Source organism: Sagittula sp. NFXS13 (assembly GCF_040148795.1).
In the GTDB taxonomy this organism is placed as follows: Bacteria; Pseudomonadota; Alphaproteobacteria; order Rhodobacterales; family Rhodobacteraceae; genus Sagittula; species Sagittula marina.
Map to the genome: position 1 here is coordinate 454,282 of NZ_JAGEMH010000002.1, position 26,150 is coordinate 480,431.

Annotated in this window: 21 protein-coding genes and 1 tRNA gene; 9 read left to right on the forward strand and 13 right to left on the reverse strand. The window is 63.3% G+C overall.

Annotated features, from left to right (window positions below; translation table 11 throughout):
* Positions 1–282 precede the first annotated feature (282 nt).
* Positions 283–783 carry an Lrp/AsnC family transcriptional regulator gene (locus J4E08_RS06575; protein ID WP_349537978.1) on the forward strand — a complete coding sequence of 167 codons (501 nt, stop codon included), beginning with the start codon at positions 283–285 and terminating at the stop codon, positions 781–783.
* Between the two features lie 63 nt (positions 784–846).
* Here J4E08_RS06575 and J4E08_RS06580 read toward each other — a convergent pair whose 3' ends face one another.
* The 5 genes from J4E08_RS06580 to lgt all read right to left on the reverse strand — a co-directional run bounded on the left by J4E08_RS06580 (position 847) and on the right by lgt (position 5,108).
* Positions 847–1,527 carry a Hint domain-containing protein gene (locus J4E08_RS06580; RefSeq protein WP_349537789.1) on the reverse strand — a complete coding sequence of 227 codons (681 nt, stop codon included), beginning with the start codon at positions 1,525–1,527 and terminating at the stop codon, positions 847–849.
* Between the two features lie 541 nt (positions 1,528–2,068).
* Positions 2,069–2,212 carry a hypothetical protein gene (locus tag J4E08_RS06585; RefSeq protein ID WP_349537790.1) on the reverse strand — a complete coding sequence of 48 codons (144 nt, stop codon included), beginning with the start codon at positions 2,210–2,212 and terminating at the stop codon, positions 2,069–2,071.
* A gap of 175 nt (positions 2,213–2,387) precedes the next feature.
* The gene (gene pgeF, locus J4E08_RS06590; protein WP_183962745.1) at positions 2,388–3,143 is read right to left on the reverse strand and encodes a peptidoglycan editing factor PgeF; all 756 of its coding nucleotides are present in this window, start codon (positions 3,141–3,143) and stop codon (positions 2,388–2,390) included.
* Between the two features lie 13 nt (positions 3,144–3,156).
* Entirely contained in the window at positions 3,157–4,230 is a 1,074-nt protein-coding gene (locus J4E08_RS06595; RefSeq protein WP_349537791.1) for a class I SAM-dependent methyltransferase, read from the reverse strand.
* The gene (lgt, locus tag J4E08_RS06600; protein WP_349537792.1) at positions 4,227–5,108 is read right to left on the reverse strand and encodes a prolipoprotein diacylglyceryl transferase; all 882 of its coding nucleotides are present in this window, start codon (positions 5,106–5,108) and stop codon (positions 4,227–4,229) included. Before lgt ends, J4E08_RS06595 begins: the two co-directional genes overlap by 4 nt.
* Before the next feature lie 95 nt (positions 5,109–5,203).
* Between lgt and J4E08_RS06605 the strand changes: the two genes are divergently transcribed.
* Both J4E08_RS06605 and xylB read left to right on the forward strand, forming a co-directional pair.
* On the forward strand, positions 5,204–5,449 hold the full coding sequence (locus J4E08_RS06605) for an accessory factor UbiK family protein (RefSeq protein ID WP_349537793.1): 246 nt from the start codon (positions 5,204–5,206) through the stop codon (positions 5,447–5,449).
* Between the two features lie 213 nt (positions 5,450–5,662).
* Complete coding sequence (gene xylB, locus J4E08_RS06610) at positions 5,663–7,114, forward strand: xylulokinase (protein WP_349537794.1); 1,452 nt, start codon at positions 5,663–5,665, stop codon at positions 7,112–7,114.
* 260 nt (positions 7,115–7,374) lie between these two features.
* Here xylB and J4E08_RS06615 read toward each other — a convergent pair whose 3' ends face one another.
* From J4E08_RS06615 to dapF, 4 genes are all read right to left on the reverse strand, one after another.
* Positions 7,375–8,082, reverse strand: a complete 708-nt coding sequence (locus J4E08_RS06615) for a CDP-alcohol phosphatidyltransferase family protein (protein ID WP_349537795.1) — start codon at positions 8,080–8,082, stop codon at positions 7,375–7,377.
* A gap of 66 nt (positions 8,083–8,148) precedes the next feature.
* Positions 8,149–8,775: an FMN-binding negative transcriptional regulator gene (locus tag J4E08_RS06620; RefSeq protein WP_349537796.1), complete on the reverse strand. Its 627-nt coding sequence runs from the start codon at positions 8,773–8,775 to the stop codon at positions 8,149–8,151.
* A 92-nt stretch (positions 8,776–8,867) separates the two neighbouring features.
* Complete coding sequence (gene mtaB / locus J4E08_RS06625; RefSeq protein WP_349537798.1) at positions 8,868–10,133, reverse strand: tRNA (N(6)-L-threonylcarbamoyladenosine(37)-C(2))-methylthiotransferase MtaB; 1,266 nt, start codon at positions 10,131–10,133, stop codon at positions 8,868–8,870.
* Positions 10,126–10,962, reverse strand: a complete 837-nt coding sequence (dapF, locus tag J4E08_RS06630) for a diaminopimelate epimerase (RefSeq protein ID WP_349537799.1) — start codon at positions 10,960–10,962, stop codon at positions 10,126–10,128. The genes mtaB and dapF overlap by 8 nt, the downstream gene beginning before the upstream one ends.
* Before the next feature lie 733 nt (positions 10,963–11,695).
* On the opposite strand from dapF, the gene J4E08_RS06635 reads away from it, so the two are divergent.
* Positions 11,696–11,771 (forward strand) — tRNA-Lys (locus J4E08_RS06635).
* A gap of 523 nt (positions 11,772–12,294) precedes the next feature.
* Here J4E08_RS06635 and J4E08_RS06640 read toward each other — a convergent pair.
* Positions 12,295–12,420: a hypothetical protein gene (locus tag J4E08_RS06640; protein ID WP_349537800.1), complete on the reverse strand. Its 126-nt coding sequence runs from the start codon at positions 12,418–12,420 to the stop codon at positions 12,295–12,297.
* A 116-nt stretch (positions 12,421–12,536) separates the two neighbouring features.
* Between J4E08_RS06640 and J4E08_RS06645 the strand changes: the two genes are divergently transcribed.
* From J4E08_RS06645 to J4E08_RS06660, 4 genes are all read left to right on the forward strand, one after another.
* The gene (locus tag J4E08_RS06645) at positions 12,537–13,454 is read left to right on the forward strand and encodes a LysR substrate-binding domain-containing protein (RefSeq protein WP_349537801.1); all 918 of its coding nucleotides are present in this window, start codon (positions 12,537–12,539) and stop codon (positions 13,452–13,454) included.
* Positions 13,455–13,579: 125 nt separating this feature from the next.
* Positions 13,580–15,244, forward strand: a complete 1,665-nt coding sequence (locus J4E08_RS06650; protein ID WP_349537803.1) for a sulfatase-like hydrolase/transferase — start codon at positions 13,580–13,582, stop codon at positions 15,242–15,244.
* Between the two features lie 36 nt (positions 15,245–15,280).
* Entirely contained in the window at positions 15,281–16,333 is a 1,053-nt protein-coding gene (locus J4E08_RS06655) for a TAXI family TRAP transporter solute-binding subunit (protein ID WP_349537805.1), read from the forward strand.
* 56 nt (positions 16,334–16,389) lie between these two features.
* Positions 16,390–18,735 carry a TRAP transporter fused permease subunit gene (locus J4E08_RS06660; protein ID WP_349537806.1) on the forward strand — a complete coding sequence of 782 codons (2,346 nt, stop codon included), beginning with the start codon at positions 16,390–16,392 and terminating at the stop codon, positions 18,733–18,735.
* A gap of 9 nt (positions 18,736–18,744) precedes the next feature.
* On the opposite strand, the gene J4E08_RS06665 is transcribed toward J4E08_RS06660, so the two are convergent.
* Entirely contained in the window at positions 18,745–19,650 is a 906-nt protein-coding gene (locus J4E08_RS06665; protein ID WP_349537807.1) for a hypothetical protein, read from the reverse strand.
* A 152-nt stretch (positions 19,651–19,802) separates the two neighbouring features.
* Between J4E08_RS06665 and J4E08_RS06670 the strand changes: the two genes are divergently transcribed.
* Positions 19,803–22,295, forward strand: coding sequence for a chemotaxis protein CheB (locus J4E08_RS06670; protein ID WP_349537809.1), 2,493 nt, complete (start codon positions 19,803–19,805; stop codon positions 22,293–22,295).
* A 256-nt stretch (positions 22,296–22,551) separates the two neighbouring features.
* On the opposite strand, the gene J4E08_RS06675 is transcribed toward J4E08_RS06670, so the two are convergent.
* Positions 22,552–24,660, reverse strand: coding sequence for a DEAD/DEAH box helicase (locus tag J4E08_RS06675; RefSeq protein WP_349537810.1), 2,109 nt, complete (start codon positions 24,658–24,660; stop codon positions 22,552–22,554).
* 226 nt (positions 24,661–24,886) lie between these two features.
* On the reverse strand, positions 24,887–26,041 hold the full coding sequence (gene argE, locus J4E08_RS06680; protein WP_349537811.1) for an acetylornithine deacetylase: 1,155 nt from the start codon (positions 26,039–26,041) through the stop codon (positions 24,887–24,889).
* Positions 26,042–26,150 lie beyond the last annotated feature (109 nt).

A 26,150-nucleotide genomic window follows, 5' to 3' on the forward strand; every position in this document is an offset into this window, starting at 1 on the left:
TATAACCACTGGGTGGGTGTGTGCAATGAGAGGCCCGTGCGCGGCCCGACAGGCGCGCGGCGTGGCTGCGGTCAATTTGGGCGATTTTCCGAGTTACCTTTAATAATATTGCGCATTCGCGAAATATTATTGCGTGCGCCCCCGCGGCTGGTATAACAAACGCGAAAACGCGACGGGCGAAGGTGTTTCCCGGGAAGAAGCTGTTTCCCGTATCAGACGGGCAAGGTCAATCCTGAACGGCTGTAGCAAGCCGCGTCGCATATGAGATTTTTGGAGAACTCAATGCCGTCGCACCGGCTCGATCCCATAGACCGCAAGATCCTGTCTGAATTGCAGGCTGACGGGCGCATGACGAATGTTGAACTGGCCAAGCGGGTGGGCATATCTGCCCCGCCGTGTTTGCGCCGTGTTCGCGTGCTCGAAGAGCAGGGCTACATCCAAGGCTATCACGCAGACGTTGATTCGCGCGCCCTGGGATTCGAGGTTCAGGTTTTCGTCATGGTCGGTCTGCAAAGTCAGGCGGAAACGGATCTGTCCACGTTCGAGGGGCGCTGTCGCCAATGGCCGCTGGTTCGTGAGTGCCATATGCTCAACGGCGAAGTGGATTTTATCCTGAAGTGCGTTGCGCCGGATCTTTCGACGTTTCAGAGCTTTCTGACAGGTGATCTGCTGACCGCGCCGAATGTGGCCAGCGTAAAGACGTCGCTGGTCATTCGCGGCGCCAAGGATGAGCCGGGCGTGCCCTTTGATGTGCTTGAAGAACGGCTGAGTCGCTCCGCCTGAGCGGAACCGTGCGGCATTGCGAATGACGTGGGCGGGGCTTTCCCCGCCGCGCGTCTTGCCCGATCAGGTGTTGATGAGGCTGTCGATGACCTCGCGTGTGGTGCGCGTCGCGCATGTTTCACCAAAGTCACCCAGCGCTTCGAGGTGCGGGAACATCGCCATGAAAAGCGCCCGTGTCTTTGCCCCCAACTGCTGGCTCGCCGCGTTGCCGGGGTGAAAGGTTTCGATCTCCATGCCGCCGATCTTCAGCGTTGTGTGCCGTTTCACCATCAGATGATACAGTTGTACGGTCCCGCCTGGCATGACCTCCAGGAAGCGATCGCCGTCGGTATAGTCTTTCACCGGGGCCAGCACAGCCTCCTGGCCGAGCAGGGTTTTCAGCTTGGCGTGGCGGACGATCATCCGTGCCGCCGGTCCAAGCAACAGGTCCATCGGCGGATTGCCGGGCCCCATGGCACCGGACGTCACGCGGGTCAGCCGGGTCAGGGAGGTGGCATCGTCGGCGCGGTTCGGGATGTAACTGGTAGAGCCGATCCAGACGATAGGTTCCGGGCCCATTGCGGTGTGAATGTAGTCACCGGGGATCAGGTCCTCGACCGCGACAGGGCCGCGCACCGTGTCAATCAGCGTGCCGCGCGCAAAGGCTGCGGCGCAATCTTCGAACAGCGGGGTCGCCGGGGCGCGCATTTCGGTGAAGTCGACCGAGAGATCAGGGCGCAGCACGGCGATCTCGAACTTGCGCATGTGTGTCGCGGCTCGGGAGGCGCTGTCATGTAGCGGCTGAGTGTGTTCGGAGGGGAGGGCAGGACCGCCCGGGTAAACAGCAGGCGCGAACCCGCGATGGAAACTGGTCATGTGATACCTTTTATAGGCTGGTCACATCCGTGCTGGCCCCCACCAACAACGACAGAAGGACGGTTACGCGTCTTCATTGGCGCCGAATAAGCCTCAATTCTCGGCGTTAGTCAAAATTGATCGTGAAAACTGTTTGTTGCGCATCCTAATCCAAAGCTGAGCGGTGCCATTGTTCATCATCCGTAAACATGGCCGCAGAAACATCAGGCGAATCGGCTGCGCACAGGCGTGCATCGATTCGCCCACGGTGCTGGGCGTTCCGGGCTTTGCCTCTGGCGCGGCCCGGTGCCATGGAAGCCGGTCGTTGCCGGAAGGCGATCTGGCCCGGTCTTCTGCAAGGTCGGTGAGCACGGTGCTGTTTGGGATCTTTGAGGGCGGGTCATGACGGTGTCGCGTGTTGCGGCCCGTCCGTTCGCGTGATGATCAGCCTTCAGGCGCGTTTGAGGGAACTTGGCGTCGGGGCCTTGCGCGACGCGATCATGGTCGAGCGCGCGGTGCCGCGTTCCCACGGCATGCGCATGGTTTCGTTTGCCTTGGCGGTGGCGACGATCGACTTGATGAAACGGGTCTTCATTTTAGCGTCCTTCCGGTCTGTCTGCCAAGGTCTGTGCCTTGCTGCGTTGAGACTGAAACTGCCCCTCAAATGGGGCGGACTTGTGACCCGAATGGGATAATATCGCGGAGCCAATTCAATTGTTTCCGGAAGCAGGTGGGCGCCGGAAACACCTTGGGTCAAAGGCGTATGGGGGTCAGAGGCGTATGGCAGAGATCAACCGCCCGTAATCCGCCTCCTTCGCGTGAGTCGCGCGGCGGAAGGAGTAGAAGCGGTCCGGGTCGGCATAGGTGCAGTGGCGTGTCCACTCCGCCTCTATCCCTGCGGCGCGCATCCGGTGCAGCCCGTAGGAGGGCAGGTCGAAATGCATGCGGTCGCCTTCGCCACCGGCAAAGAAACGTGCGTTTTCCATGTCTTCGGCGAGGAAATCCTCGAAAAATTCCGGCCCGACCTCGTAGGCGCGCTGGCTGATGGACGGGCCGATGGCGGCGCAAATGCTGTCGCGCTCTGCCCCGAGGGCCACCATGGCGTCGATCGTCGCCTCCAGCACACCATCGCGCGCGCCACGCCAGCCGGCGTGCGCCGCGCCGATCACGCCGTTGTCGGCATCCGCGAACAGCACGGGTTGGCAATCCGCGGTGAGCACGGCCAGCGCGAGCCCGGGCGTGGCTGTCACCAGCGCATCTGCCTTTGGGCGCGGGTCGGACATCGGCCCGTCCACGGTCACGGCGTCGGCCGAATGCACCTGATGCACCGTGACGAGGGAGGGCATGTCGACCTCCATCGCGTCGGCCACGCGGGCGCGGTTGATCTGCACGATCTCTGACTGGTCCGAAGACCCGGGCCCACAGTTCAGGCCGGAAAACACGCCAGAGGACGCGCCGCCACGCCGGGTGAAGAACCCGTGGCGAAAGGGGGACAGGCTGTCGGCGGTGATGATCTCGAGCGTCATGGCGAGTGGCAGTCTATGGAAGCGGAAAAGGAGGGTCGAGGGCGGGTGGAGCGGGCGTGCCTTCGGGGTGAAGGGCCATCACCTTGAACAGTGACCCCATTTCATCGGGGTGCGTCAACCGGCGATGTGCGGCGATGTGGCTTTCCAGCGCGTCACCTTTCAGGCCACGGGCCAGCGCCTGCGCACGCGCGGTGATGCCCAGCCTTTCAAGGAAAACGCCCTGCGGCGTGGGGGATGTGTGGGCGGCGGGCATGGCGGCATGGGCCAGCGCCTCGAAATCCACATGAGCGGTCAGATCGGCCTGACCGGGGGTTTTGAACGGGTCGACCGAGGTGTGTTTTTGCAACGCTTGGAAGGTGTCCCCGATGCTGCGCCAGCCGCCGTAGTCCACGATCAGCGCCGCGCCGCCGTGGTCGGCAATGCGTCGTCCCACGTCCTGCGCCAAGGCCTGCGCAGAGGCGCAGGTTTCGACGATCTGCCCCTCGGTAGTGGTGTCGAGCCGGTGGTCCAGCGCCTCCACCGGGGCGGGGTCGGTGAGGCCGAGCGTCAGCCGGTCGTCCTTGAGGCCGACCACGCGCTCTTGCCAGCCGTTGGCGTGGCGTTGGAACTGGCGAATGGGCAGGGCGTCGAAGAACTCGTTTGCCACGAGCCAGAGCGGACCTTCGGGCAGATCGGACAGGCTGGCGTGGAAGGTGGCGCCGGGCAGCCGTTGTGCCTGTTCGCGGCGCAAAGCGGGGGAGGTTTCGACGAGGTGCAGCTGGGCGGCGTCCTGAAACCCGGGAACGCGGGCTGTGGCGCGCAGCATGTCGGCCATCAGCGTGCCACGTCCGGGGCCGAGTTCGGCGAGGATGAAGGGCGATGGTGCCCCTTGGTCCAGCCAGCTTTGCGCGAGGGCGAGGCCCAGAAGCTCGCCGAACATCTGGCTGATTTCGGGGGCGGTGGTGAAATCCCCCGCAACGCCCAGCGGATCGCGGGTGGTGTAGTAGCCGTGTTCCGGGTGCGACAGGCACAGGCCCATGTACTCGGCCAGCGAGAGAGGGCCGGTGCGGCTGATCTGTCGGATCAGGATGTCCTGCAGTGGGGTCATGTGCGCCGCGACCGCAGGATAAAGACGAGGCCCGCGACGATCATGGCGAGGCTCAGCAACTGACCTTGCGTTACACCCGCGCCGCCAAATTGCAGCGCGTAGCCCACGGCGTCGGTGTCAGACGTGAATTGAGCATCGGGCTGGCGAAAGAATTCCACGAAGATGCGCGCACAGGCGTAACCGATGAAGAAAGTGGCCGCGATCACGCCGGGTCGTTTCAACGCGCCACGCCACGCCAGCACAAGCAACAGCAGGCCAAGCAGGAGGCCTTCGAGGCCTGCTTCGTACAGCTGAGAGGGGTGGCGGGCGCAGAGCTCTCCGACGGCCTGGCCGCAGTTTTGCGCCGCAGCGCCGGGAAAGATCACGCCCCAGGGCAGGTCTGTCGGGCGGCCCCAAAGCTCGGCGTTGACGAAGTTGGCCAGACGGCCGAGCAGCAGCCCCGGCGGTGTGGCCAGCGCCAGCAGGTCGGCAGTGGAGAGGATCGGCGCACGGTTTCGCAGGCACCAGATCCAGGTCGCGATCACGACACCGAGGAGGCCGCCGTGAAACGCCATCCCGCCTTGCCAGATCATCGGGATCTCCAGCGGATGCGCGAGATAGTAGGGCGCATTGTAGAAAAACACATACCCAAAGCGTCCGCCCAGGATCACCCCGAGGATAATCCATGTCAGCAGGTCTTCGATCTGCGTGGGGGTGGCGGGGGGATGGTTGCCGGGCCAAAGCTGCGCGCGTTTGACGGCTGTGACGGCGATGCGCCAGCCGATGAGAATGCCCGCGATATAGGCCAGCGCGTACCAGCGCAGGGCGAAGGTCATGCCGAAGATCTCGATGGAGAAGAGTTCGGACGAGAGGTCGGGGAAGGGGATGGCTGCGATCATATCCGTCTCTTGCCGTTGGATCACGTGGGAGGTCAACCTTGAGGATTGGCGCTTTGCAGCCCATATAGGTTGGGAACGCAACCCGGAGTGATGTTATGCAGACGCGCAACAAGGTATTTGACGATATTTCTCAGCTGATGACCAACGCCATGGGCGTCGCGCAGGGAGCAAAAGACGAGGCGGAAACCGCCATGAAAGGCATGATCGACCGCTGGCTGGCGGATCGTGACTTTGTGACCCGCGAAGAATTCGACGCGGTGCGCGGCATGGCCCAGAAGGCCCGCGAAGAGAACGCAGCGCTCAAGGCGCGGTTGGACGCTCTGGACGCCGCATCCAAGTAAGGTTTTGCGCTGAGCCATGCTCATCGCCGGGGGGCGGGCGCGGATCTGACGATCCGTGCCCGCTTTTTTTTCTATCGGTGCGCTTTGGGGGCCGGCGTGTGCGTCCAGAGGCCCGGTGGGCTTGAGGATCTGGAAAGCAAGGAAACCGGGGGCTTCGGTTTGACTTGATGGGCTGCTTTGGTGTTTGTGTGAGCGCAAACATGGAGGCATGGCATGTATCTTGGACTGGACCTTGGGACTTCGGGGCTGCGCGCGCTGTTGGTGGATGGCGCGGGTGTGCCGGTGGATTCCGTTTCGGAAAGCTACGCGACGGCGAATCCCCACGCGGGCTGGTCCGAGCAGGACCCTGCGGTTTGGGTTGCTGCGGTGGACAAGGTGCTGACGCAGATGGCGTCGCAGCATCCCAACGAGATGGCCGCGGTGCAGGGGATCGGTGTGTCTGGTCACATGCACGGCGCGGTTTGTCTGGATGCGGCCGGGTCGGTTTTGCGGCCCTGCATCCTGTGGAATGACACGCGCAGCTTTGCCGAGGCGGCGGCGCTGGATGGCACGGATCAGGTGCGCGCGCTGTCAGGGAACATCGTGTTTCCGGGGTTTACCGCCCCAAAGTTGGCATGGATGGCGGCGCATGAGCCGGAACTGTTCGAGCGTGTGGCGACCGTCGTGCTGCCTGCCGGATACATGAACCATCACCTCACGGGTGAGCTGTTTGCCGATATGTCGGACAGTGCCGGCACGTCCTGGCTGGATGTGGGCGCGCGGGATTGGTCCGAGGTGCTGCTGGGCGCCGGCGGCATGACGCGGGGGCAGATGCCTCGGTTGGTGGAAGGGTCAGAGGTTGGCGGCACGCTGCGGCCTGATCTGGCGCAGAAATGGGGCATGAAAGGGACCGTGTCCGTCGTCGGCGGGGCCGGGGACAACGCGGCGTCCGCCTGTGGTGTCGGGGCCATGAAGGAGGGCGAAGGCTTTGTTTCGCTGGGAACTTCTGGCGTATTGCTGACCGGGCGTGATGGCTATGCGCCGCTGCCGGAAAGTGCTGTGCACACGTTTTGCCATGCGGTGCCGGGGCAGTGGTATCAGATGGGCGTGATCCTTGCAGCGACGGATTCGCTGAACTGGTTGAGCCGAGTGACAGGCGCGTCGCCGGCGGATCTGTCGCGCGAATTGGGCGAGGAGATCACCGGCCCGGCGCGGTTGCGGTTCCTGCCGTATCTGTCGGGCGAGCGGACGCCGCACAATGATGCGCGTGTGCGTGGCGGCTTTTTGAACATCGAGCAGGCGACGGATCGTCGCGCCATGACACAGGCGGTGATGGAGGGCGTGGCCTTTGCGCTGGCCGATTGTGCGCTGGCCTTGGAAAAGACCGGCGCGGACTTGCGCAGCCTGTTGGCGATCGGCGGCGGGACGGCTTCGTCCTATTGGGTGCAGACCATCGCGACGGTGCTGGGCAAGCCGCTGGACCTGCCGGCGGCGGGCGATTTCGGGGCGGCGCTGGGCGCTGCGCGGCTGGCCATGGTGGGCTGCGGCGCCGGATCGGTCGACGAGATCATGGTGAAGCCGGAGGTGCGGGCCACTGTTCAGCCCGTGGCGGAATTGACGGAGGCCTATGCCGAGGCCTTCGCCGCGTATCGCGCCAGCTATCCGGCGATTCGCGATCTGGCCTGAGGGTTAATTGCGCGGTTTGAGGCCGGTGCAAGAGGGCAGCGCACGGTGGGGTTAACCCTGCGTGCGCTGTTTTGCTGCCATATCTTGGGGTAGCTTCGGGGCGATGCCACAACGGGTAAACAGAACTTAACCCATTTGTGGAGGGCATTAACCTGCAAACCGACCGGTTAGACGGTAAAAACCGGTTGGTTGTTAACCCGGATCGCGATCCGGGTCGGGCAAAGCCGTTGCACGTGAATATTTTTCGGTAAGGTTTGGGTTTACGTGGCGTCGCGCATCGGGATGAGCTGTTGCGCCATGCCGACGAGGATCAGGTAGACCGAGGTCACGATCAGACCCCAGTGCGCCCAGCTTTCGGGGTGGAAATCGACCCAGGCGGCCCAGCCTGCAAAGAAGGTCCAGGCCAGCGCGATGGGCAGAGACACCTTGCGCCAGCGTTCCGTCCGCACGGGGTGAATGAACTTCAGCGGCAGGAACATCGCCACGGACAGCAGGAGCACAAGCCCCATGATGACCCAGAAACCGGGCTGCACCGCGAACATGACCAGCACCAGCATGTTGAAACATCCGGGGAAGCCCTGAAACGAGTTGTCCGTTGTCTTCATCCGGCTGTCGGCGAAATACATCGCGGAGGCAAAGGTGATGACGATGATGGCCAACCAGCCGGTCCAGCCGGGCAGCAGGCCGCTTTGGAACAGGGCAAAGGCCGGGATGAACACATAGGTCAGGTAGTCGATGATGAGGTCGAGCAGCACGCCGTCAAACCGGGGGGCGTTGACCTTTACGTCGTATTTGCGCGCCAGCGGGCCGTCCACACCATCCACGGCGAAGGCCACCACCAGCCAGAGGAACATGACGGACCAGTCCTCCTGCGCGGCGGCCAGCAGGGCCAGCATGGCAAAGACCGCGCCGGTGGCGGTCAACAGGTGCACGAGGAGGGCGCGGGTCTGGAGGGATGCGGTGCTCATTGCGGTGTCATGGCGGATTTCAGGACGGAACGCAATTGATCCAAATGCCTTGCCTCCGGTTGTATGTCATCCGTCCTGCGGGGGCGCGCGCATGAGGTCGCTCAGCTGCTCCAGCTCCATTCCAAAGCCGTCCTGCACATGACGGGCCGCGCGTTGGCGGACCGCGTCGGGTTTGTTCTGGTTCAGCTTGAACGTGCTGTGCAGGTCCGTGACCTGCAACCGGAACGGCAAGATCATGCGCATGAAGCGGTCGGTGGTCTCTGCCGTCATCTTGTCCATGGTCCAGGGGGCCTTGCCGGGGATGTAGTCCTCGAAGGCGGCGGATTGCGCGGCGAGCATCCTTGGCAGGGCGTCGGCGGGCAGGGGGTGCAGAAGGCCGGTCAGGTGGACGGCGACGTAGTTCCACGTCGGCACCTGATCGTCGATGCCGTACCAATCGGGGGAGACGTAACCATCCGGGCCAGACACGGCGAGCGTGACCGGCAGCGGCGCCTCCGTGCAGATGCGTGCGATGGGGTTGGAGCGGGCAAGGTGCAGCTGTGCCTCCGTGCCACCCTCGTCGAGCAGGAAGGGGATGTGCGCCAGAAGCGGCGCGCCCTCGGTCGAGGCGGTCAGAATGCCAAAGCTGCGGGCGCGGGCGAAGGCGATGGCCGCAGCGGGGTTGGTCTTGCGAAAGTTGGGATTCGGGTGCATCGGCTGTCCCCTGTCGTTTCCATATGGGTCTCACGATGCTGCCGCTGGGTAAAGCCCGCGCGCTCAGATGGGCGCGCGATTATGGCCTGGCGTCAACAGGGGGTCGCGGTCAGCCGATTGCCTTGGTAGCCAGTTACCCGCGCGTTGATGATCTGACCCACGGGTTGCGGCGTTGCAAAACTGACCTCGGCGAATTGCTCGGTCCGGCCCATGTCCGGGGCCTCCATCAGGATGCGATGGGTCTGGCCGTGCTGGGCGCTGAAGTGACGGGCGACGGCGGCCCCTCCTGCGGCGCGCAGACGGGCGGCGCGGTCTTTGATCGTGGGGCCGTCGACGCGGTGCGGGATCTTTGCCGCAGGCGTGCCGGGCCGTGCGGAGTAGGGGAAGACGTGCAGCCATGTCAGGTTGCAGGCCTCCACAAGGCTGAGCGAGTCGGCAAAGTGGTCGTCGGTCTCCGTCGGGAAGCCGGCGATGATGTCCGCGCCAAAGGTGATGCCGGGGCGCAGTTTGCGCGCCTCTTCGGTGAAGGCGATGGCGTCGTCGCGCAGGTGCCGGCGCTTCATCCGCTTCAGGATCAGGTCAGAGCCGTGCTGGAGCGACAGGTGCAGGTGCGGCATCAGGCGGGGTTCGGTGGCGATGGCCTGCATCAGATTGTCGTCCGCCTCGATCGAATCGATGGAGGAAATGCGCAGGCGCGGCACGTCGGTCAGCTTCAGGATGCGCATGACCAGATCGCCAAGGCGGGGTTCACCTGGCAGGTCCGCGCCCCAGGAGGTGAGGTCGACGCCGGTCAGGACGACTTCGTTGAAGCCTTCCTGCACGAGGCGTTTGATCTGGTCGATCACCACGCCCGCCGGAACAGAGCGGGAATTGCCGCGACCGTAGGGAATGATGCAAAAGGTGCAGCGATGGTCGCAGCCGTTTTGCACCTGCACATAGGCGCGCGAGCGGGTGCCGAAGCCGTCGATCAGATGGGCTGCGGTTTCCTGCACGGACATGATGTCGTTGACCATCACGCGCTCTGTCTCGCCGATGAAGTTCGGCGTGAGGCGGGTCCAGGTCTGCGGGTCGAGCTTTTCGGTGTTGCCGATGACGTGGCTCACCTCGTCCATGGCACTGAACGAGTCCGGGTCGATCTGCGCGGCGCAGCCGGTGACGATCAGCGGCGCATCGGGGTTTTCGCGACGCAGGCGGCGGATTTCCTTGCGCGCCTTGGCCACGGCCTCGGAGGTCACGGCGCAGGTGTTCACGATCATCGCGTCGGTGAGGCCTGCGTCTTGGGCGAGGCGCTTCATGGCCTCGGTCTCATACGCGTTCAGGCGGCAGCCGAGGGTGGTGAATTTGGGTGCGTCAGTCATGGCTCAGCCACTCCGGGGTCAGCACGCCGGTAAAGACATGCGCGGTTGGGCCGGTCATCCAGACGCCGTCCTCGCGCCAATCCACGTGCAACGTGCCGCCGTCGAGGTCGATGCGCACCGCGCGCCCGGTGAGGCCACGGCGTGCGGCGGCCACGGCGGTCGCGCAGGAGGAGGAGCCAGACGCCAGCGTCAGACCCGTGCCGCGTTCCCAGACGCGCATCCGCAAGTGGTTTTCACCGACGAGGGAGGCGACCTGTACGTTGGTGCGCTCGGGGTAGAGCGGGTCATGTTCGATCCTGGGGCCAAAGGTGGTGAGGTCCACGGCCTCGGCATCGTCCACGAAGAAGGTGCAATGCGGGTTGCCCATGGAGGTCGCCACCGGGTCGCCGTCGATGGGCAAATGCAGGGTGTTCACATCGCGCGCCAGCGGGATCGCGGCCCAGTCGAGCACCGGCGGCCCCATGTTCACCGAGGTCAGGCCGTTGCCCGCGTCCACCGCCCGAAGCGCACCGTGGGTGGTGGTCAGGGTCAGCGCGTCGCGCCCGGTCTCATCCATCAGAAAGCGCGCGATGCAGCGGGTGGCGTTGCCGCAGGCCGCCGAGGTGGAGCCGTCGGAGTTCAGGAACACCAGATGCGCGTCGGCATTGCCGCCGTCCTCGATGAGCGCGAGTTGGTCAAAGCCCACGCCCATATGCCGGTCGGCCAGCTTCTTGGCGAGTGTGGGCGTGACCTCGACAGGCTGCACACGGGCGTCGATCACGACAAAGTCGTTCCCGAGGCCATGCATCTTCATGAAGGGCAATCCGGTCTGTGTGCGCGTCTGGTCCATGTCCGCGCCTATACGCCTGTCAGATGGGTTTCGCCAGAGGCCTGCGCGGCCTGTTACAGTGTCGTGAACCGGGGCCGGAGAGGGCTTTACGGGCAGTTTTTAGATCAATTCGAGGATGAAACGATTTGGTCTTGTGACTCAGATCTTGCCCGCGTTGGCGTCGCATCGGCACCGGTGCGCGTGTCGCGCCTGTGCGCCATCCTCCTCTGGCCGATGGGGAACATTGCCGCGCCTTGCAGGGTGTGTCGAAGCGTGCGCGCCGCGTGCATTCTGCATTTCGGTGCCGAGGCACTGGTGCCGGCAGGAGGCACGTGCCTTGAGTGAGGTCTTTGGGTTGCCCTGCTTGGCCGCGCCCCACGACCCGGATGCCTTGCCACGCGACGTCCTCTTTGCGGTCGAGGAGGGCGAAACCTGGCCGGGCGAGCTGCCGATGTAGGTGTCGTTTGATGACGTGGTGACCGAGGTCGAGCGCCTCAAAGCGTTCGACGCGGCCGCGGCACAAGAGGTCACTGGGCGAAGCGTAGACACATGTCCCGAAGCAATGCGGGGGGCGCCATGTCCGCGCGTTACCGCCGCGCTGCAACCGGACGGTGTGGGTGTCGACGACCTCTCACGGCAGACGTTTTTCATTTGAAAAACATGAGCTTCGAGAAAAATGTAGGTTCCGTGACAAAAAGCCGGAAAACAGGGTTGACGGTATCGGCCGTTCCTTTTAGACACCGCGTCACACAGTGGGCCGTTAGCTCAGTTGGTAGAGCAACTGACTTTTAATCAGTTGGCCGCAGGTTCGAATCCTGCACGGCTCACCACTGTACCATCCTTGATGGGCGACAATAAGATTGTCGTTTTTAAGATAAGTTCGGCGCCTATCGACATGTCGGTTGGCGCTTTTGCTTTTCTTGGATCACCGGTTTTTCCTGTCATTTGAAAAAAATTCGTAGAGTTCGCCATGAGCATCTGTGGACAGGCGCTAAGCCACTGCCGGTCCTCAACGGGAAATCGAATCTGAAGCTGGGCAAGATTGCAGCCAGCTGAAAGCAGACCCGAACGGTGGGCCTCCCCGCACTTATGGCTCCGCAGGCCCGGCGGAGGGCGGGCGTTCGCGGCATTGCTGTTGAGCGTGCCAGTCGCGATGGCCGGAACGGTCGGGCCGGTCTCGAAATCGTCCATGGTGAAGATGCCGGGATCGCCAATGGTGTCACCATCGGTTTGCATTCGAACTTTGATTGTCTCGATACCCCGAGGCAGCTCGTAGGTTAATTCGGTCTCGACGCACCGCAGGACATCGGGCGGGGTATCGGCAACCCCTTCAGCGAGCGGCTGCCCCATCATTTAGCAGCGCAGGACATTGCGCCAGTTGTCAGGGGCAGGATCGGGCACGAAGGGCATGTTGTTAAAGACGATTTCGGGCAACCCTGTAATCGCTTCGATTGGCTGGCAACCTGCCGTTTGGCGCATAAATGGGCGCGGCCCTCTTGTTCGATAGGGTTGCCCTTGCGAGGCCGGGGCGTTTCGCGCAACCCTGACCGGCGGGGAGGGTTTGTTATGAATTTATCGCAAAAACAGGTGCGACCGTGACCGCGCGGGACATCGCGGCACGCTTGCGGATGCGGCATGTGCGGTGCTTTTTGACGACCGCGCGGACCGGGTCCATGACCGCTGCGGCGGAAGAGATGCACAGCTCGCAGCCCGCCGTATCGCGGTCGCTGGCGGAGTTGGAGGCCCTGGTGGGCGCACCCTTGTTCCTGCGGGGTGGGCGGGAATTGACGCTGACGGAGGTAGGCACGCGGCTGCACCGGCATCTTGACCCGGCCATGGCGCAGATCGCCGAGGGTTTGCGTCCGATCAAGCAAGGGGCGCGTGTCTCCGTGGGGATGCTGCCCAATGTGGCACGCACAATCGGGGTCGAGGCCGCCGCCACGTTCAAGACCGCAAGGCCGGACGTGCCTTTATCCTTGCACTGGGCCACTGTGCCGGAGCTGATCGAGCGGTTGAACCGCGGCGACATCGACATGCTGTTGGGGCGGCTTCTAAGTTTAAACCACATGGAAGGCGTGTCGTTCGAGCATTTGTTCACCGAGGCGATCGTCTTTGCGGTGCGCGCGGATCATCCGCTGGCCGCGCGGGCGGAGGTGGTGACGCTGGGCGAGGTGGCGGAGGGGCTGATCGTGCTGCCCCTGCCCGGAACCATCATCCGGCGGGAACTGGACAAGTTCGCCACGGCCCGCGGCATCAACGCCTTTCCCAATGTGATCGAGACGGTTTCCTTCGAGTTCACCCGCGCCTTGTTGCGCCGCTCGGAGGCGGTGGCGGCCGTTCCGCTGGGGGCCATCCGGCAGGAGGTTGCGGCTGGCGAATTCGTTGTTCTGGACACCACGGGCGAGGAATTGGTGTCGTCGGTCGGCATATCCTATCGCACAGGCCGCGGGCTGAGCCCGGCGGCGGAGGCCTTTGCCGCGGAGGTGCGTTTGGCCGCGAAGGTGTATGCGTGACATGCCTTTTTTGATATAGGTGCATCACGAATTCTATTTCTCCTGAGGTGATTTAACAGGCTAGTCTGGGAAAGAAGAGTGCCGGGGAGGGCACTGATACCGTTTCAGGGAGGGCACCGGAGCACATGGCGGCACCGAAGAATATCCTTTTCATCATGTTCGATCAGCTGCGATGGGATTACCTGTCGTGCTACGGGCATCCGTCTTTGCAGACCCCTCACCTGGATCGGCTGGCATCGAAGGGCGTGCGGTTCAACCGGTGCATCATCCAGTCGCCGCTGTGCGGACCCTCGCGGATGTCGACCTATACCGGGCGCTATGTACATTCCCACGGGGCGAGTTGGAACAATACGCCGCTGAAGGTTGGGGAGCTGACCATGGGCGACCACCTGCGTGATCTTGGCATGAGCTGTACGCTGGTGGGCAAGACCCATATGGCGGCCGATTCCGAAGGGATGCGGCGGCTGGGGCTGGAGCCGGATTCGGTGATCGGCGCACGGGTCAGCGAATGCGGATTCGACGTGTTCGAACGTGACGACGGGATGCGCCCGGAAGGGCCGGACGGTCTGTATGACGAAGGCGGCGCGCTGAAATACAACGAATATCTGCGCGACAAGGGGTATGAGTCGGACAACCCATGGCATGACTTTGCCAATTCCGCGCGTGACGACGAGGGCAATGTGCTGTCGGGCTGGTTCCTCGAAAACTCCGACAAGGCGGCCAATATCCGCGAGGACGATTCGGAGACACCCTACCTGACGCGCCGGGGGATCGAGTTCATGGAGCAGGCGGACGGTCCGTGGTGCTGCCACCTGTCCTATATCAAACCGCACTGGCCTTATATCGTGCCGGAGCCATACGCCTCCATGTACGGGCCGGAGGATTTCCTGCCGCCGGTGCGCACGGAGGCGGAGCGTGAAACGGATCACCCGGTGTTCCGGGGCTTTCAGCAGTCGGTCATCGGCAAGGCGTTCTCGCGCGATGATGTGCGCGACAAGGTTCTGGGCGCCTACATGGGGCTGATCAAGCAGTGCGACGACCAGATGGGCGTGCTGTTCGACTACCTCGAAACCTCGGGCCGGATGGCGGACACGATGATCGTGGTGACCTCCGACCATGGCGATTTCATGGGCGATCACTGGATGGGCGAGAAGACGTTTTTCCACGATGCGTCGGTCAAGGTGCCGCTGATCGTGTATGACCCTGCGCCCGAGGCCGATGCCACGCGCGGCACGGTCAGCGATGCGTTGGTGGAATGTCTCGACTTCCTTCCCACCTTTGTTGAGGTGGCGGGCGGCGATGCCGACAAGCTGGATCACGTTCTGGAAGGCACGTCGCTGTTGCCGCTCTTGCGCGGGGGGCATCCGGCAGAACGTGAACAGGTGATCTGCGAATATGACTATTCGAGCAGTCCTCTGGCGGGGAAACTGGACCTTGATCCCAAAGAAGCGCGGATGATGATGGTCGCCACCAAGGCGTGGAAAATGATCCATTTCGAGTCCGGGCATCGCCCGATGCTGTTCGATCTGGTGAATGACCCCGACGAGGTGAAGGATCTTGGCGCCAGCGCCGATCATGCAGCGGTCATCGACGAGATGTATGCGCGGCTGGACGCCTGGGCGCGGCGGCCGGCGGCGCGCACCACCATCACCAGTGAGGAGATCCGCAAGGCCCGCACAGCCGGGCCGGGACGGACTGGGGTGCTGATCGGCATCGTCGAGGAGGACGAACTGCCTGATGCGCTGACGGCGAAGTATCGGGGCCGCAAAGCCCCGGACATGACGACATAAGCGGCAAGGCCGCAACCGGACCATAGGGAGGAAAACATGGCTGGACTGATGAAGAGGGCCCTTTTGGCAGGCGCGATGGCGCTGGCTGCGGGCGGTGCACATGCGCAAGCGAACCTGAGCGCCGAGACGTCTTCGGCGGGGAATTCGCCGCATCTGATGATGTTGCATCTGGCCGATGTGCTGTCGCGAGACGGGCTGGCCGACATGCAGGTGCAGGAAGGGCAGACCGCGACAAATTCCATCGTCAACGTGGGCGAGGGCAAATCCGACATCGTGACCGCGCCGACCATCCTGTATTTCCTGTTGGAAAACGGTCGTGGCCCGTTCAGCGCGCTGGGCGAAGACGGCAAGGCTCTGGCGGGCAACATTCGCGCCATCGCGCCGTTTAACGCAGGGGCATATGGCCTCTTCGCGCCGGTTGCGTCGGGCATCAAGAGCTATAGCGATATCGAAGGGCGCACCATCTGGAACGGCCCGCCCCGTGGCGCGGCGCTGACGGTTGGACGGCAGACGCTGATGCTCGGCTCTGGCGGGTTGAAGGAAGGCGAAGGCTACACCGGCGTGCAGACCAACTGGGGGCAGCTGATGACCTCCCTTGTCGATGGGTCGGCCGAAGCCTTCATGGTGCCGATCACCATGCCATCGGATCGTGTGATCGCCGCGCTGTCAGCGGGCGACGTGAACATCGTGTCGTTCCCCAAGGACATCTGGGAAAGCGAGGGCATGCAGCGGTTCCTGTCCGCGCCGGGCAACGCGCCGGTCGAGGTCCGCGAAGAGGACATGGGCTACGGTCCCGATCAGGGCGTGACGCTGATTTCCGAGGACGGCGTTTTCCGGTCGCCGGGCGTCCCGTTTGCGGCGATGGTCCATGCAGATATGGACGAGGCCTTGGTCAAGGAGATCACCGCCGCCTATATCGCGTCGATCCCGGAGCTGGAAAAGCGCGCGCCCTACGCGGGGAACGTGAACTTTGACGTGGTGGAACAGCGGGCCACCGGCTTTTGCGGGCAGCTCAACCTCAAGTACCACCCCGGGGCCATCGCCGCGTGGGAAGAGGCCGGCTACGACATTCCCGACTGCGCGGAATGACCCCGTGCCCCGGCTCGGGAGGGTCGGGGCCAACCCCCTTTTGATAAGAGAGAGCGATGAGCGATACCGCCCCCTTTCCGCCGCTGAAGCGCGCCGCGCGGGCCCTTGGGCTTGTGCTGGTGGTGATCGGCATGTTCAACACCATCCCGTCGATCCCCGGTCTTGACGCTTGGCTGCTGGACAGCTGGGGCGTGAGCATCCGCAAATTCCCCTACGAGTGGCTGTACCCGCTGGCCTTTGTCCTGATGATGCTGACCGTTGCGGCACAACATTCGTGGTGGGCGGACTGGCGGTCCCGCGACATGAGCCCGGGTCGCGTGCGCTTTGGTGCCGTGATGGATGTGGCGCTGGTGGTCATGGCCGTCGTGATCTCTGCCACCTACATCATCGAAATCGATTCCATCTGCATCATCGACCAGATGACCGGCGAACGGGAGGCATTGATTGCGCGCGCCTTGTCCGAGGAGATCGCCTTTGCCGAAATGTTCGGGCTGCCTGCGCCGACGTCCGTGGACGATCCCTCCTGCATCAACGAACTGGGGCCTTGGCTGTTTCTGGTTGTCGGCCTGGGGATCGCTGTGTTCCTGGGGTACAACATCAAGGTCTGGGGGCTGCCGCTGGTGGGCGTGGCCATCGCCATCTTTGCCTACACGCTGCTGACCGTGGCCATCTGGTATGTCTTTGGCGCCGATGACATGGACAAGTACCTGATCACCAAGCTGGGGGGCGAACCGCGCAGCCTGCTGGACGGTCGGCCCAACGTCGAAGACATCCTGGTGAACAACGCCCAGGGCTTGCTGGGGCGCTTCATGGGCATTCTGCTGTCGACGGTGTTTCCCTATATCGTGCTTGGGTCATTGTTCGGCATTTCTGCCGGTGGCAAGTCGCTGATCAAGCTGGCGTTCTTGTGGACCCGGCGGCTGAAGGGCGGACCGGCCCACGCCGCCATCGTGTCCAGCGCCATGTTCGGCACGATCTCTGGCGGGCCTGTGGTCAACGTGCTGTCCACCGGGGTTCTGACCATTCCGATGATGCTCAAGCGCGGTTTCGACAAACGCTTTGCCGGTGGGGTGGAGGCGGCGGCCTCCTCCGGGGGGCAAATCATGCCGCCGGTGATGGGGGTTGCGGCCTTTGTCCTCGCGGCGATGACGGTGGTGCCCTACCGCGAAGTCATTATTGCCGCGATCATTCCGGCGGTGGCCTACTTTGGTTGCCTGTTCCTGACGGTGGTGTTCCAGGCGCGCAAGCAGAACATCCCGGCGGTGGGCGACAAGACACCTGACATGATGTTGAACGGCCAGGACCGCATCAACCTGATGATGATCTTCCTGCCAATCCTGCTGATCCTGTTCTTGCTTGTGACCCCCAAGGAGGCCGTGGGCTGCGGCGTTTTCGGCACCCTGTTCGGGGTGGAGCGCACCGGGGTCGGCGCGGCCTGTGTCGCGCAGGATCTGCCGTTCTTCTTTCAGATCGTGCAGAACTCTGCCGGGGATGCAGGCAGCGCGGGCTGGTGGGCGGTGATCCTGCTGGCAGCGTTGTTCTGGCTGGACCCGGACTTTCGCAAGGCACCGCGACAGTTGATCGCGGCGTTCGCGGATGCGGGTGTGCTGATCGCAACGTTGTATCTGATGTTCCTGTCGGTGTCGGTGATCGACTTTAGCCTGAACTTCACCGGCTTGAGCGGCTTCGTGGCGCGCGACGTGCTGGGATTGTTGCGCGACTTCGGCGCACAGGTCCAAAGCGGCGGCGTGTTCCTGTTTGCGGCGCTGGTGGTGACCATGTTGCTGGCAATTCTACTGGGCATGGGGATGCCGACGGTGCCGGCCTACGTGAACGTGGCGCTGCTGATGGGGCCACTGGTGGTGGGCCTCGGCATCGCGAACTTCACCGCGCATATGTTCATCTTCTTCTTTGCGGTGGCGAGCGCGATCACCCCACCAGTGGCGGTGGCGGCCTTTGCTGCGGCGTCGATCACGAAGGCGGATCCGATGCAAACAGGCTTTGCCGCCGTGCGGGCAGGGATCGTGATGTTCGTATTGCCCTTCGTCTTTGCCTTTTACCCCGAGCTGCTGTTGATTGATGCGGCAAAGCTGGACCCGAACGCGTCACCCGGCGCAATGACGTTTCTGGACGGCTACGGCCCGGGGATCGATTGGGGCGGGCTGCTGCTTGTGCTGGGGCGCGTTGGGCTGGGGCTGTACCTTATGGCGGGCGCTTTGTCGCGCTACGACATGCGGCCCATGACGCGCGTCGAGCAGGTGCTGCGGCTGGTGCTGGCAGCGGCTGTCGTGGCCAAGGCCCTGGTGATCTGGGGGCCGGCGTTGGTGTTGGCGTTGCTGTATATCGGCTGGCACGTCTTGGGGGCGTTGCGCGACAACAAAGGCGGAGCGCGCATCGCCTGAGACTTGAGGTCAGCCCTCGGACTTGGAGTGATGCCCGTGGAGGATGCCAAGGCCTTCGCCACGGGCCAGGCCACCCTTGGGGGTCCAGCGCAGGGGGCGGCCGCGACTGCTGACCTGAACCTCCAGGCTTTGATGACGGCGGCTGTCGTGGCGCGTGCGATGCGCCAGGTCGTTGCCGCCGCTCCCGCAAAGCTGTGGTGGCAGTTCGAGATGCCGATGCTGTTCGCTGGGCGGCAGGGTCGGACCCAAAGAGGGAAGGTCGGGGGGCTTGGAACCTGACAGCGCCTCCGGCGTGTCGGTGGCGTGCATCGTTTCCAGTGCGCGGGCGCTTTCGATGTATTGGGTGAGCAAGGAAATGTAGTCGCTCAGTTCATCCCGCCGGGAGCGCATGGTTTTCACCCGCGCGGCGAGCAGTTTTGCCTGATCGTCGGTCAACCCGTGGTCCAGAATGTGATCAAAGACCTCAAGCGCGGGCAAAAGCAGGTCATGAAGCACTGGGACGGTCATGTCCTCGACACTGTTTTCTGACCGCAGCGCGCCGCCATAAGGGGCGCGGAAAAAGCCGTCGATGTCGCCGAGCGTGTGAACAAATCGCACGCTGGCAGAGGCCGCGCCATCGTTGGCCACATGGGTCAGCACGCGAAGCCCGTGCAACGCCAGCCCCGGCAGGTTCAGCCGGAAATCAGAATCGCTGAACACGGTGGAGGAGTCCACGGATGCCAGCCTTTCCTGCAGGAGTATCGCAACCTCTCGGTGGGCGACTTCGGCAATAGGAATGGGCGAATCAAGGGTCATTCGATTAGAATGCGTGCGATAGCGGATTCGGGAATTGGCCAGAAACCATTGCGCATAAGGTCCGGCCCGGGTCAGCCAGATTTCCAATGTGCCGCTGTCGGCAAGAGGCGAGTTATTCATGGTTGAGACGGCTCCACACGGCTCGTTGGGTTTGGCCGGACGCCGACAAAAGTAAGCGGTTTCCAGTCGTTAAGCATACGTAAACCTAAATGGTGAAGAATGACTTAATACGATCCGGAGACGTCAAGATCGACACTGCAAGAGGCGAGTGAATGGGGGAAACGAATACGGTGCAGACAGTCGTGGGCATTGCAGCTTCTGCCGGGGGGTTGGAGGCCATGTCGCTCATGGCGCACCACCTGCCGACAGACCTGAATTGCGCCTATGTGCTTGCGCAACATATGTCGTCGCATCACGCCAGCATGCTGCAAACGCTGCTCTCGCGGGAGACACGCCTGAAGGTCTTGACCGTGGAGGACAAGACGCCGCTGGAGGCGAACGCGATCTATGTTCCCGTACCGGGCTCGGATCTGGAGGTGCGCGACGGCATGGTGCACAGATGCGAACCGGCGGGCCGTCCTGCGGAGCCGAAGCCCTCCGCCGACCGGCTGTTTCGGTCCGTGGCCGAAAGCTTTGGTGAGCACAGCGTTGGCGTGGTTCTGTCGGGCACGGGGAGCGATGGCACCTACGGCGTGCAGGCTATCCAGGAGGTGGGTGGCATCACCATTGCGCAGGACGCATCGTCAGCGAAATACGACACAATGCCATCGTCTGCGGTGCAAAGTGGGTTCATAGATCTGGTGCTGTCGCCGCGCCAGATCGGAGAGCATCTGCGTCAGATCCTTGCGCGGCCGCGCGATTTCGCGGACTTGCAGGTGATGATCGAACAGCCGACAGAATATGACGACCTGTTCCAGATGTTGCAGTCGCACACGAAGGTTGATTTTCGACAATACAAAGAGACCACCGTCAGCCGACGAATCAAGCGACGCATGTTCGTCAAGGGATTTGACGGATACGGGGATTATGTCGCCTTTTGTAAGGAGAATACCGGAGAACTGGACGCGCTTTATCGCGATCTTTTGATTTCAGTCACTCGGTTCTTTCGCGATCCGGATCAGTACGAGGTCTTGCGAGAAGAACTGGCGCGCTACGTCGCGGCGACAGACCATCGTCCGATCCGCGTCTGGGTGCCGGGATGCGCGTCAGGCGAGGAACCCTATTCCATCGCGTTTATCCTATGCGACCTGCTTGGCATCCCAGCGAGCGAGGCCGGTCGTGCCATCCAGATCTTTGCCACGGATCTGGACACCGCGGCCTTGGCCCGAGGCCGGGCCGGGCTCTATCCTGCGGCGGCGTCAACCAGCATTCCGGAGCATCTGCGAGAGAAATTCACCACGCAAAGGGACAGCCAGCTGCGGATCAACCCCGAGGTGCGCAAGCTGGTCCTTTTCTCGCAGCACGACGTGATCCAAGACCCGCCGTTCTCTGACATCGACCTGGTGAGCTTTCGCAATGCGCTGATTTATTTCGAGAGTGCCCTGCAGGTGAAAGTCATGTCGCGCATACTTTATGCGCTGCGGCCCGACGGCTTGCTGTTCCTGGGCACCTCGGAAAATGTCGGCAAACTGGACGCCTATTTTACCGCAGTGACCGATCAAGCAAAGCTGTTCCGAAAGACCGCCAGCAAATCGTTTGATCGCACTTCGCTTGTGCGTTTTGGCATTCCGCAGCGGCGGCAGAGAGAAAGCAGCGAAGCGCGCGGGCCTGAAAACGAAAGCGGCGTCAACGGCGCCATGTTCGAAACCCTGGCTATGTCGGTGGCGCCGACGGGCTTTCTTGTCTGTGAGCAAAAGGATCTGGTTCGCATTTTTGGTGACATCAGCGCCTTTACCCGGGTGACAGATGCGGTGCGCGGGCGCTTGACCACCAACACTTTGAAGGCGGAACTGGCGCAAGACGCGGCCAGTCTGATCCCGCTCTGTTTGAAGCAAAAGTCCGCCCGCAAGGGGCTTTGGCGCGTCATGGAGGGAGCCGGCTTCAATCGTGTCCGATTGCGTGGCTATCCGATCCAAACGCCGACAGAGAATGACATGCGCTACGTCCTGGTGAGCATCGAGACCCAACTGGTGCAACACGATGCGCGGTCCCCGTCGGAGAAAGACTCCAACGGGCAGGGGGCAGTGTACCTCGCGCACGTGGAGAACGAACTGGCTGACGCGCGCGAGGCGTTGCAGATTACCATGGAGGAATTGCAGGCCTCGAACGTGGAGCTTCAGTCCACCAACGAGGAGGTGCAATCGGCGAATGAAGAGCTGCAATCCACCAACGAGGAATTGGAGACGACGAATGAGGAGCTTCAATCCACGAACGAAGAGTTGATCACGGTGAACGAAGAGCTGCTGATCAACACCGACGAGTTGAACAGGCTGGTCGTTGTGCAAACTGCGATTTTGGAATCCATGCTGGTGCCGCTTTTGGCGCTCGATTCGAGGCTGAACATCAAGCACGCCTCTCAGCCTGCCATTGCTTTGTTCGAACTGACGGCGCATGGCGCGGATATGGGGCATATCAGTCAGGCCAGTTTGCCCAGTCCGGGTTTTCCCAACATTGTGAAGCTGTGTAGCGAGGTGCTGGCCAAGCGCACCATACAGACCGTTGATTACGAAGTGGATGGCGCGGTGCATACGCTTAGTGCCGCGCCGTATTTCATTCGGGACACCGAGTTGACGGGGCTGGTCGTGACGATCGAGGGGATGAACTGAAGGGTCTTGACGCCTCCGGGTATCCGGGAGCGTGATGGCGATCTGGGCCGCGACATCAACGGCCGCGTGACGATGTGCGCACGCGGGCGTTGCTGTCGTGTTATCATTGCGCCAGTGAAGAAGGTGTACCCGTTCTCGGTGCCCGGCCCGCGTTTGTGGGGTGGGCTTTGCGGTTCAGGCGGCGGTTCCAGGCAAAGAAAAACCCCGATGAGCACAAGGCCCGCCGGGGTTTCGATTTCAGTCCATTGCCGGAAAATTATGGCTTGCGAGGCTTCCGCTTAGGGGCGGCGTCGCCGCCACGGGCCCGCACACTGACGGACGGATCGGACAGGTTGGCGCGCGGTTTGCCCTTGGCCGCAGGCTTGGCATCAGCAGATTTGGCGAACGGTTTCCCAGCGGGTTTGCCGGGGCCTTTGCCAAACGGCTTGTCACCGGTCTTTTTAGGGCCTTTGGAAAACGGTTTATCGTCGCCCGATTTGCCAAAGGGCTTGCCACCGCCGGGTTTGCCGGCAGGCTTGCCAAAGCTTTTGCGAGGGCCATCGTCGTCCCGGCGCGGGCGGTCGGGACGGGAATCCGCCTTGGGCGCAGCGGCGTCAGAGGCAGCGGGGCGCGGCGCGCGGGCCGGGCGGTCATCGTCGCGCTTGCCTTTGTAGGGCGGGCGGGCGTCGTCGCGCGGCTTGCGATCAGGGCGCGGGCCGCTGCGATCAGGACGACCGCCGGGTTTGCCGCCAAATTTGCCGCCGGGCTTCCCACCCGGTTTGCCGTCACGCTTGCCACCGGCGCGCAGTGCGGATTCGGGGGCTTCGTCCAGCGCGCGTAGCTTGATGTCCTTTTCCAGAACACCCTGGCCATCGACGGCGTCCAGCACGGCCTTCAATGCAGGTTCGGCCACTTCGACATAGGTTTCGGAGTCTTCGACCTTGATCCGGCCAACCTGTGCCTTGTCGATGTTGGAGGCGCGCAGCAGAAGCGGCAGCAGCCAGCGCGGCTCCGCTCCGTCATTGCGACCCACCGAAAGCGCGACCCATTTGGACGGGCCAAAGGCTTTCCGCTCCGGGCGCTCGCCCTTGGCCATGGGCGCGTTCAGCTCCTCCGGTGCGGACAGCTGCGATTCATACAGGCGCAGGCAGGCCGCCGCGATCTGTTCCGGCGAGTGGGTTTCCAGAAGCTGCGTGGCAAAGACTTTTTCTTCGTCGGTCAGCTCTGCGGTCCATGCCGGATCGGACAGCAGGCGCTGCTGATCCTTTTCGCGGATTTCCTCGGGCGAGGGCGCGGGCGCCCAGGTCGCGGAGATCTTCGCCCAGCCCAGAATGCGGCGCGCCTTGTTCACGTCACGGTCTGTGACGATCAGGGCCGAGATGCCCTTGCGGCCCGCGCGGCCAGTCCGGCCGGACCGGTGCAGCAGGGCTTCGGTGTTGGTGGGCAGATCGGCGTGGATCACCAGATCGAGGTTGGGCAGGTCAATGCCGCGTGCGGCGACATCGGTGGCCACACAGACCTTGGCCCGCCCGTCGCGCAGCGCCTGAAGCGCATGGCTGCGCTCATCCTGGCTCAACTCGCCGGAGAGCGACACCACGGAGAAGCCACGGTTCGCCAGACGCGCGGTGAGGCGCGCCACGGCGGCACGGGTGTTGGCAAAGATGATGGCGGTCGGCGAGTCGCTGAACCGCAGCATGTTGATGATCGCGTGCTCTGTGTCGTTGGCAGACACCTGGATGGCGCGATATTCAATGTCGGTGTGCTGCTCGCCTTTGACCTGCGTGGTGATACGCTCGGCATCGCGCTGAAAGCTTTTGGCAAGCTGGGCGATGGCCGGCGGAACCGTGGCCGAAAACAGCAATGTGCGGCGCGCGGCCGGGGCCTCGGACAGCATGTATTCAAGGTCTTCGCGGAAGCCGAGGTCGAGCATCTCATCCGCTTCGTCGAGGATGATCGCGCGGATGTCGGACAGGTCCAGCGCGTTGCGTTCGATGTGGTCGCGCAGACGGCCCGGCGTGCCCACAACGATATGTGTGCCACGGTCCAGGGCGCGGCGTTCGGCGCGGGCATCCATACCACCAATGCAGGACACAACGCTTGCGCCGGTTTTGGCGTAAAGCCATGACAGCTCGCGTTCGACCTGAAGCGCCAGTTCGCGCGTCGGGGCAACAACCAGCGCCAACGGCGCGGCGGGGGGCGGCAGGCTGCCGCCTTTCATCAGGGTGGGCGCGATGGCCAGACCGAAACCCACCGTCTTGCCCGACCCGGTGCGGGCGGACACGAGCAGGTCCCGTTCAGCCAGTTCGGGCGCGGAAACGGCCTCCTGGACATCGGTCAACGTGGCGTATCCGCGCTCGGTCAGCGCTTCTTGTAGGGGGGTCAGCATCGGGGAATTCCATCAGGGGTGCACGCGGTTTCGCGGCAGAAGCGCCTGCCCTAGCCCAAGTCACCGCAATTGTCCACGCCGGAAACGGGAAACGCCGCGGTGGATTGTCGCGCCTCCGGCATTGGCCGTCCGGAGCGGACGGGCTGAGGCCGGGACGCGGGCCGCTACTGGGTGCGGAATGGCGGCTCCGCCCTGCACCGGAGGGCGAAATCGTGCTTTGCCTCGGTCAGACCATGTAGCGCTGCACGCCTGCCAGCATATCGAGGCAGGCGGCCAGTTCCGAGCGCGCGACAAATTCATCCGCCCTGTGCGCCTGCTCGATCGAGCCGGGACCGCAGACCACACATTGCGTGCCAAGCGACTGGAACAGTCCGGCTTCGGTGCCGAAACTCACCACATCGCAGCCGTTCGCGCCGGTCAGGGCACAGGCGATTTCCGCCATGCGGTTGCGGTCTTCGGGCACGAGGCCCGCGACCTCGCCGATGACCTCGCGCAGAACGTTGGCCGCCGGGTCGCGTGCCTGCATTTCGGCCAGAAGCTCCGCGCCGTAGCGGTCGATTTCGGCAAGGACCTGCACGGTGTCGCGCGGTGTGACGGGGCGCATTTCCCACTCGATCTCGGCCTGGCTGGCGATGACGTTGCGCGCCGCGCCAGCCGTGATGCGGCCAATGTTGATGGTGGACCACGGCGGGTCAAACGGGCTGTCAGCGGGGGCGCGACCGCGCAGCTCGGCCTCAAGCGAGAGCAGTTTCGACGCATAGCGGGTGGCATAGGAGGCGGCGTTGACGCCCTTGTCCGGCGCAGAGGCATGGCCCTCGCGGCCGTGAAAATGCGTGGTGTATTCGCAGCAGCCCTTGTGCCCGTCGATCACCCGCATCAGCGTCGGCTCTCCCAGCAGCGCCATGGCCGGGCGCACGCCTTTTTGGGTCAGCGCCGCCACCAGATCGCGCGCACCGTAGCAACCGACTTCTTCGTCATAGGTCAGGGCGATGTGGATAGGTTTTTTCAGTTCCCACCCGGCAAACTCGGGCGCCATGGCCATGACGCAGGCAATGAAGCCCTTCATGTCGCAGGTGCCGCGCCCATAGAGATTGTCGTCGCGTTCGACCATTGTGAAGGGATCGGAGGTCCAGTTCGGCTCCTCTGCCGGAACGACATCGGAATGGCCGGACAGCACGAGGCCACCGTCCTGCTCGGGGCCGAAGGTCGCCCAGAGGTTCGCCTTGGTTCCGGTGTCATCCTGCATCACCTCGCAGCGCGCCCCAAGGTGGGTGAGGTGGTCCGCCGCCCAGTCGATCAGGCCACGGTTGCTGTCCGCCGACACGGTCGGATAGGCGATAAGCTGGCCCAGCAGGCCTTCGGTGCGATGCATGGCATCCATGGTGATTTCCTGTCCTTGCCGTCCCTGAGAGTCGGAGTATCACCGCCCGGAGATCAAATCCATCCGTGACCCACTGTTCAAGTGGTGCCAAATCGGTTAGACAGCGCGC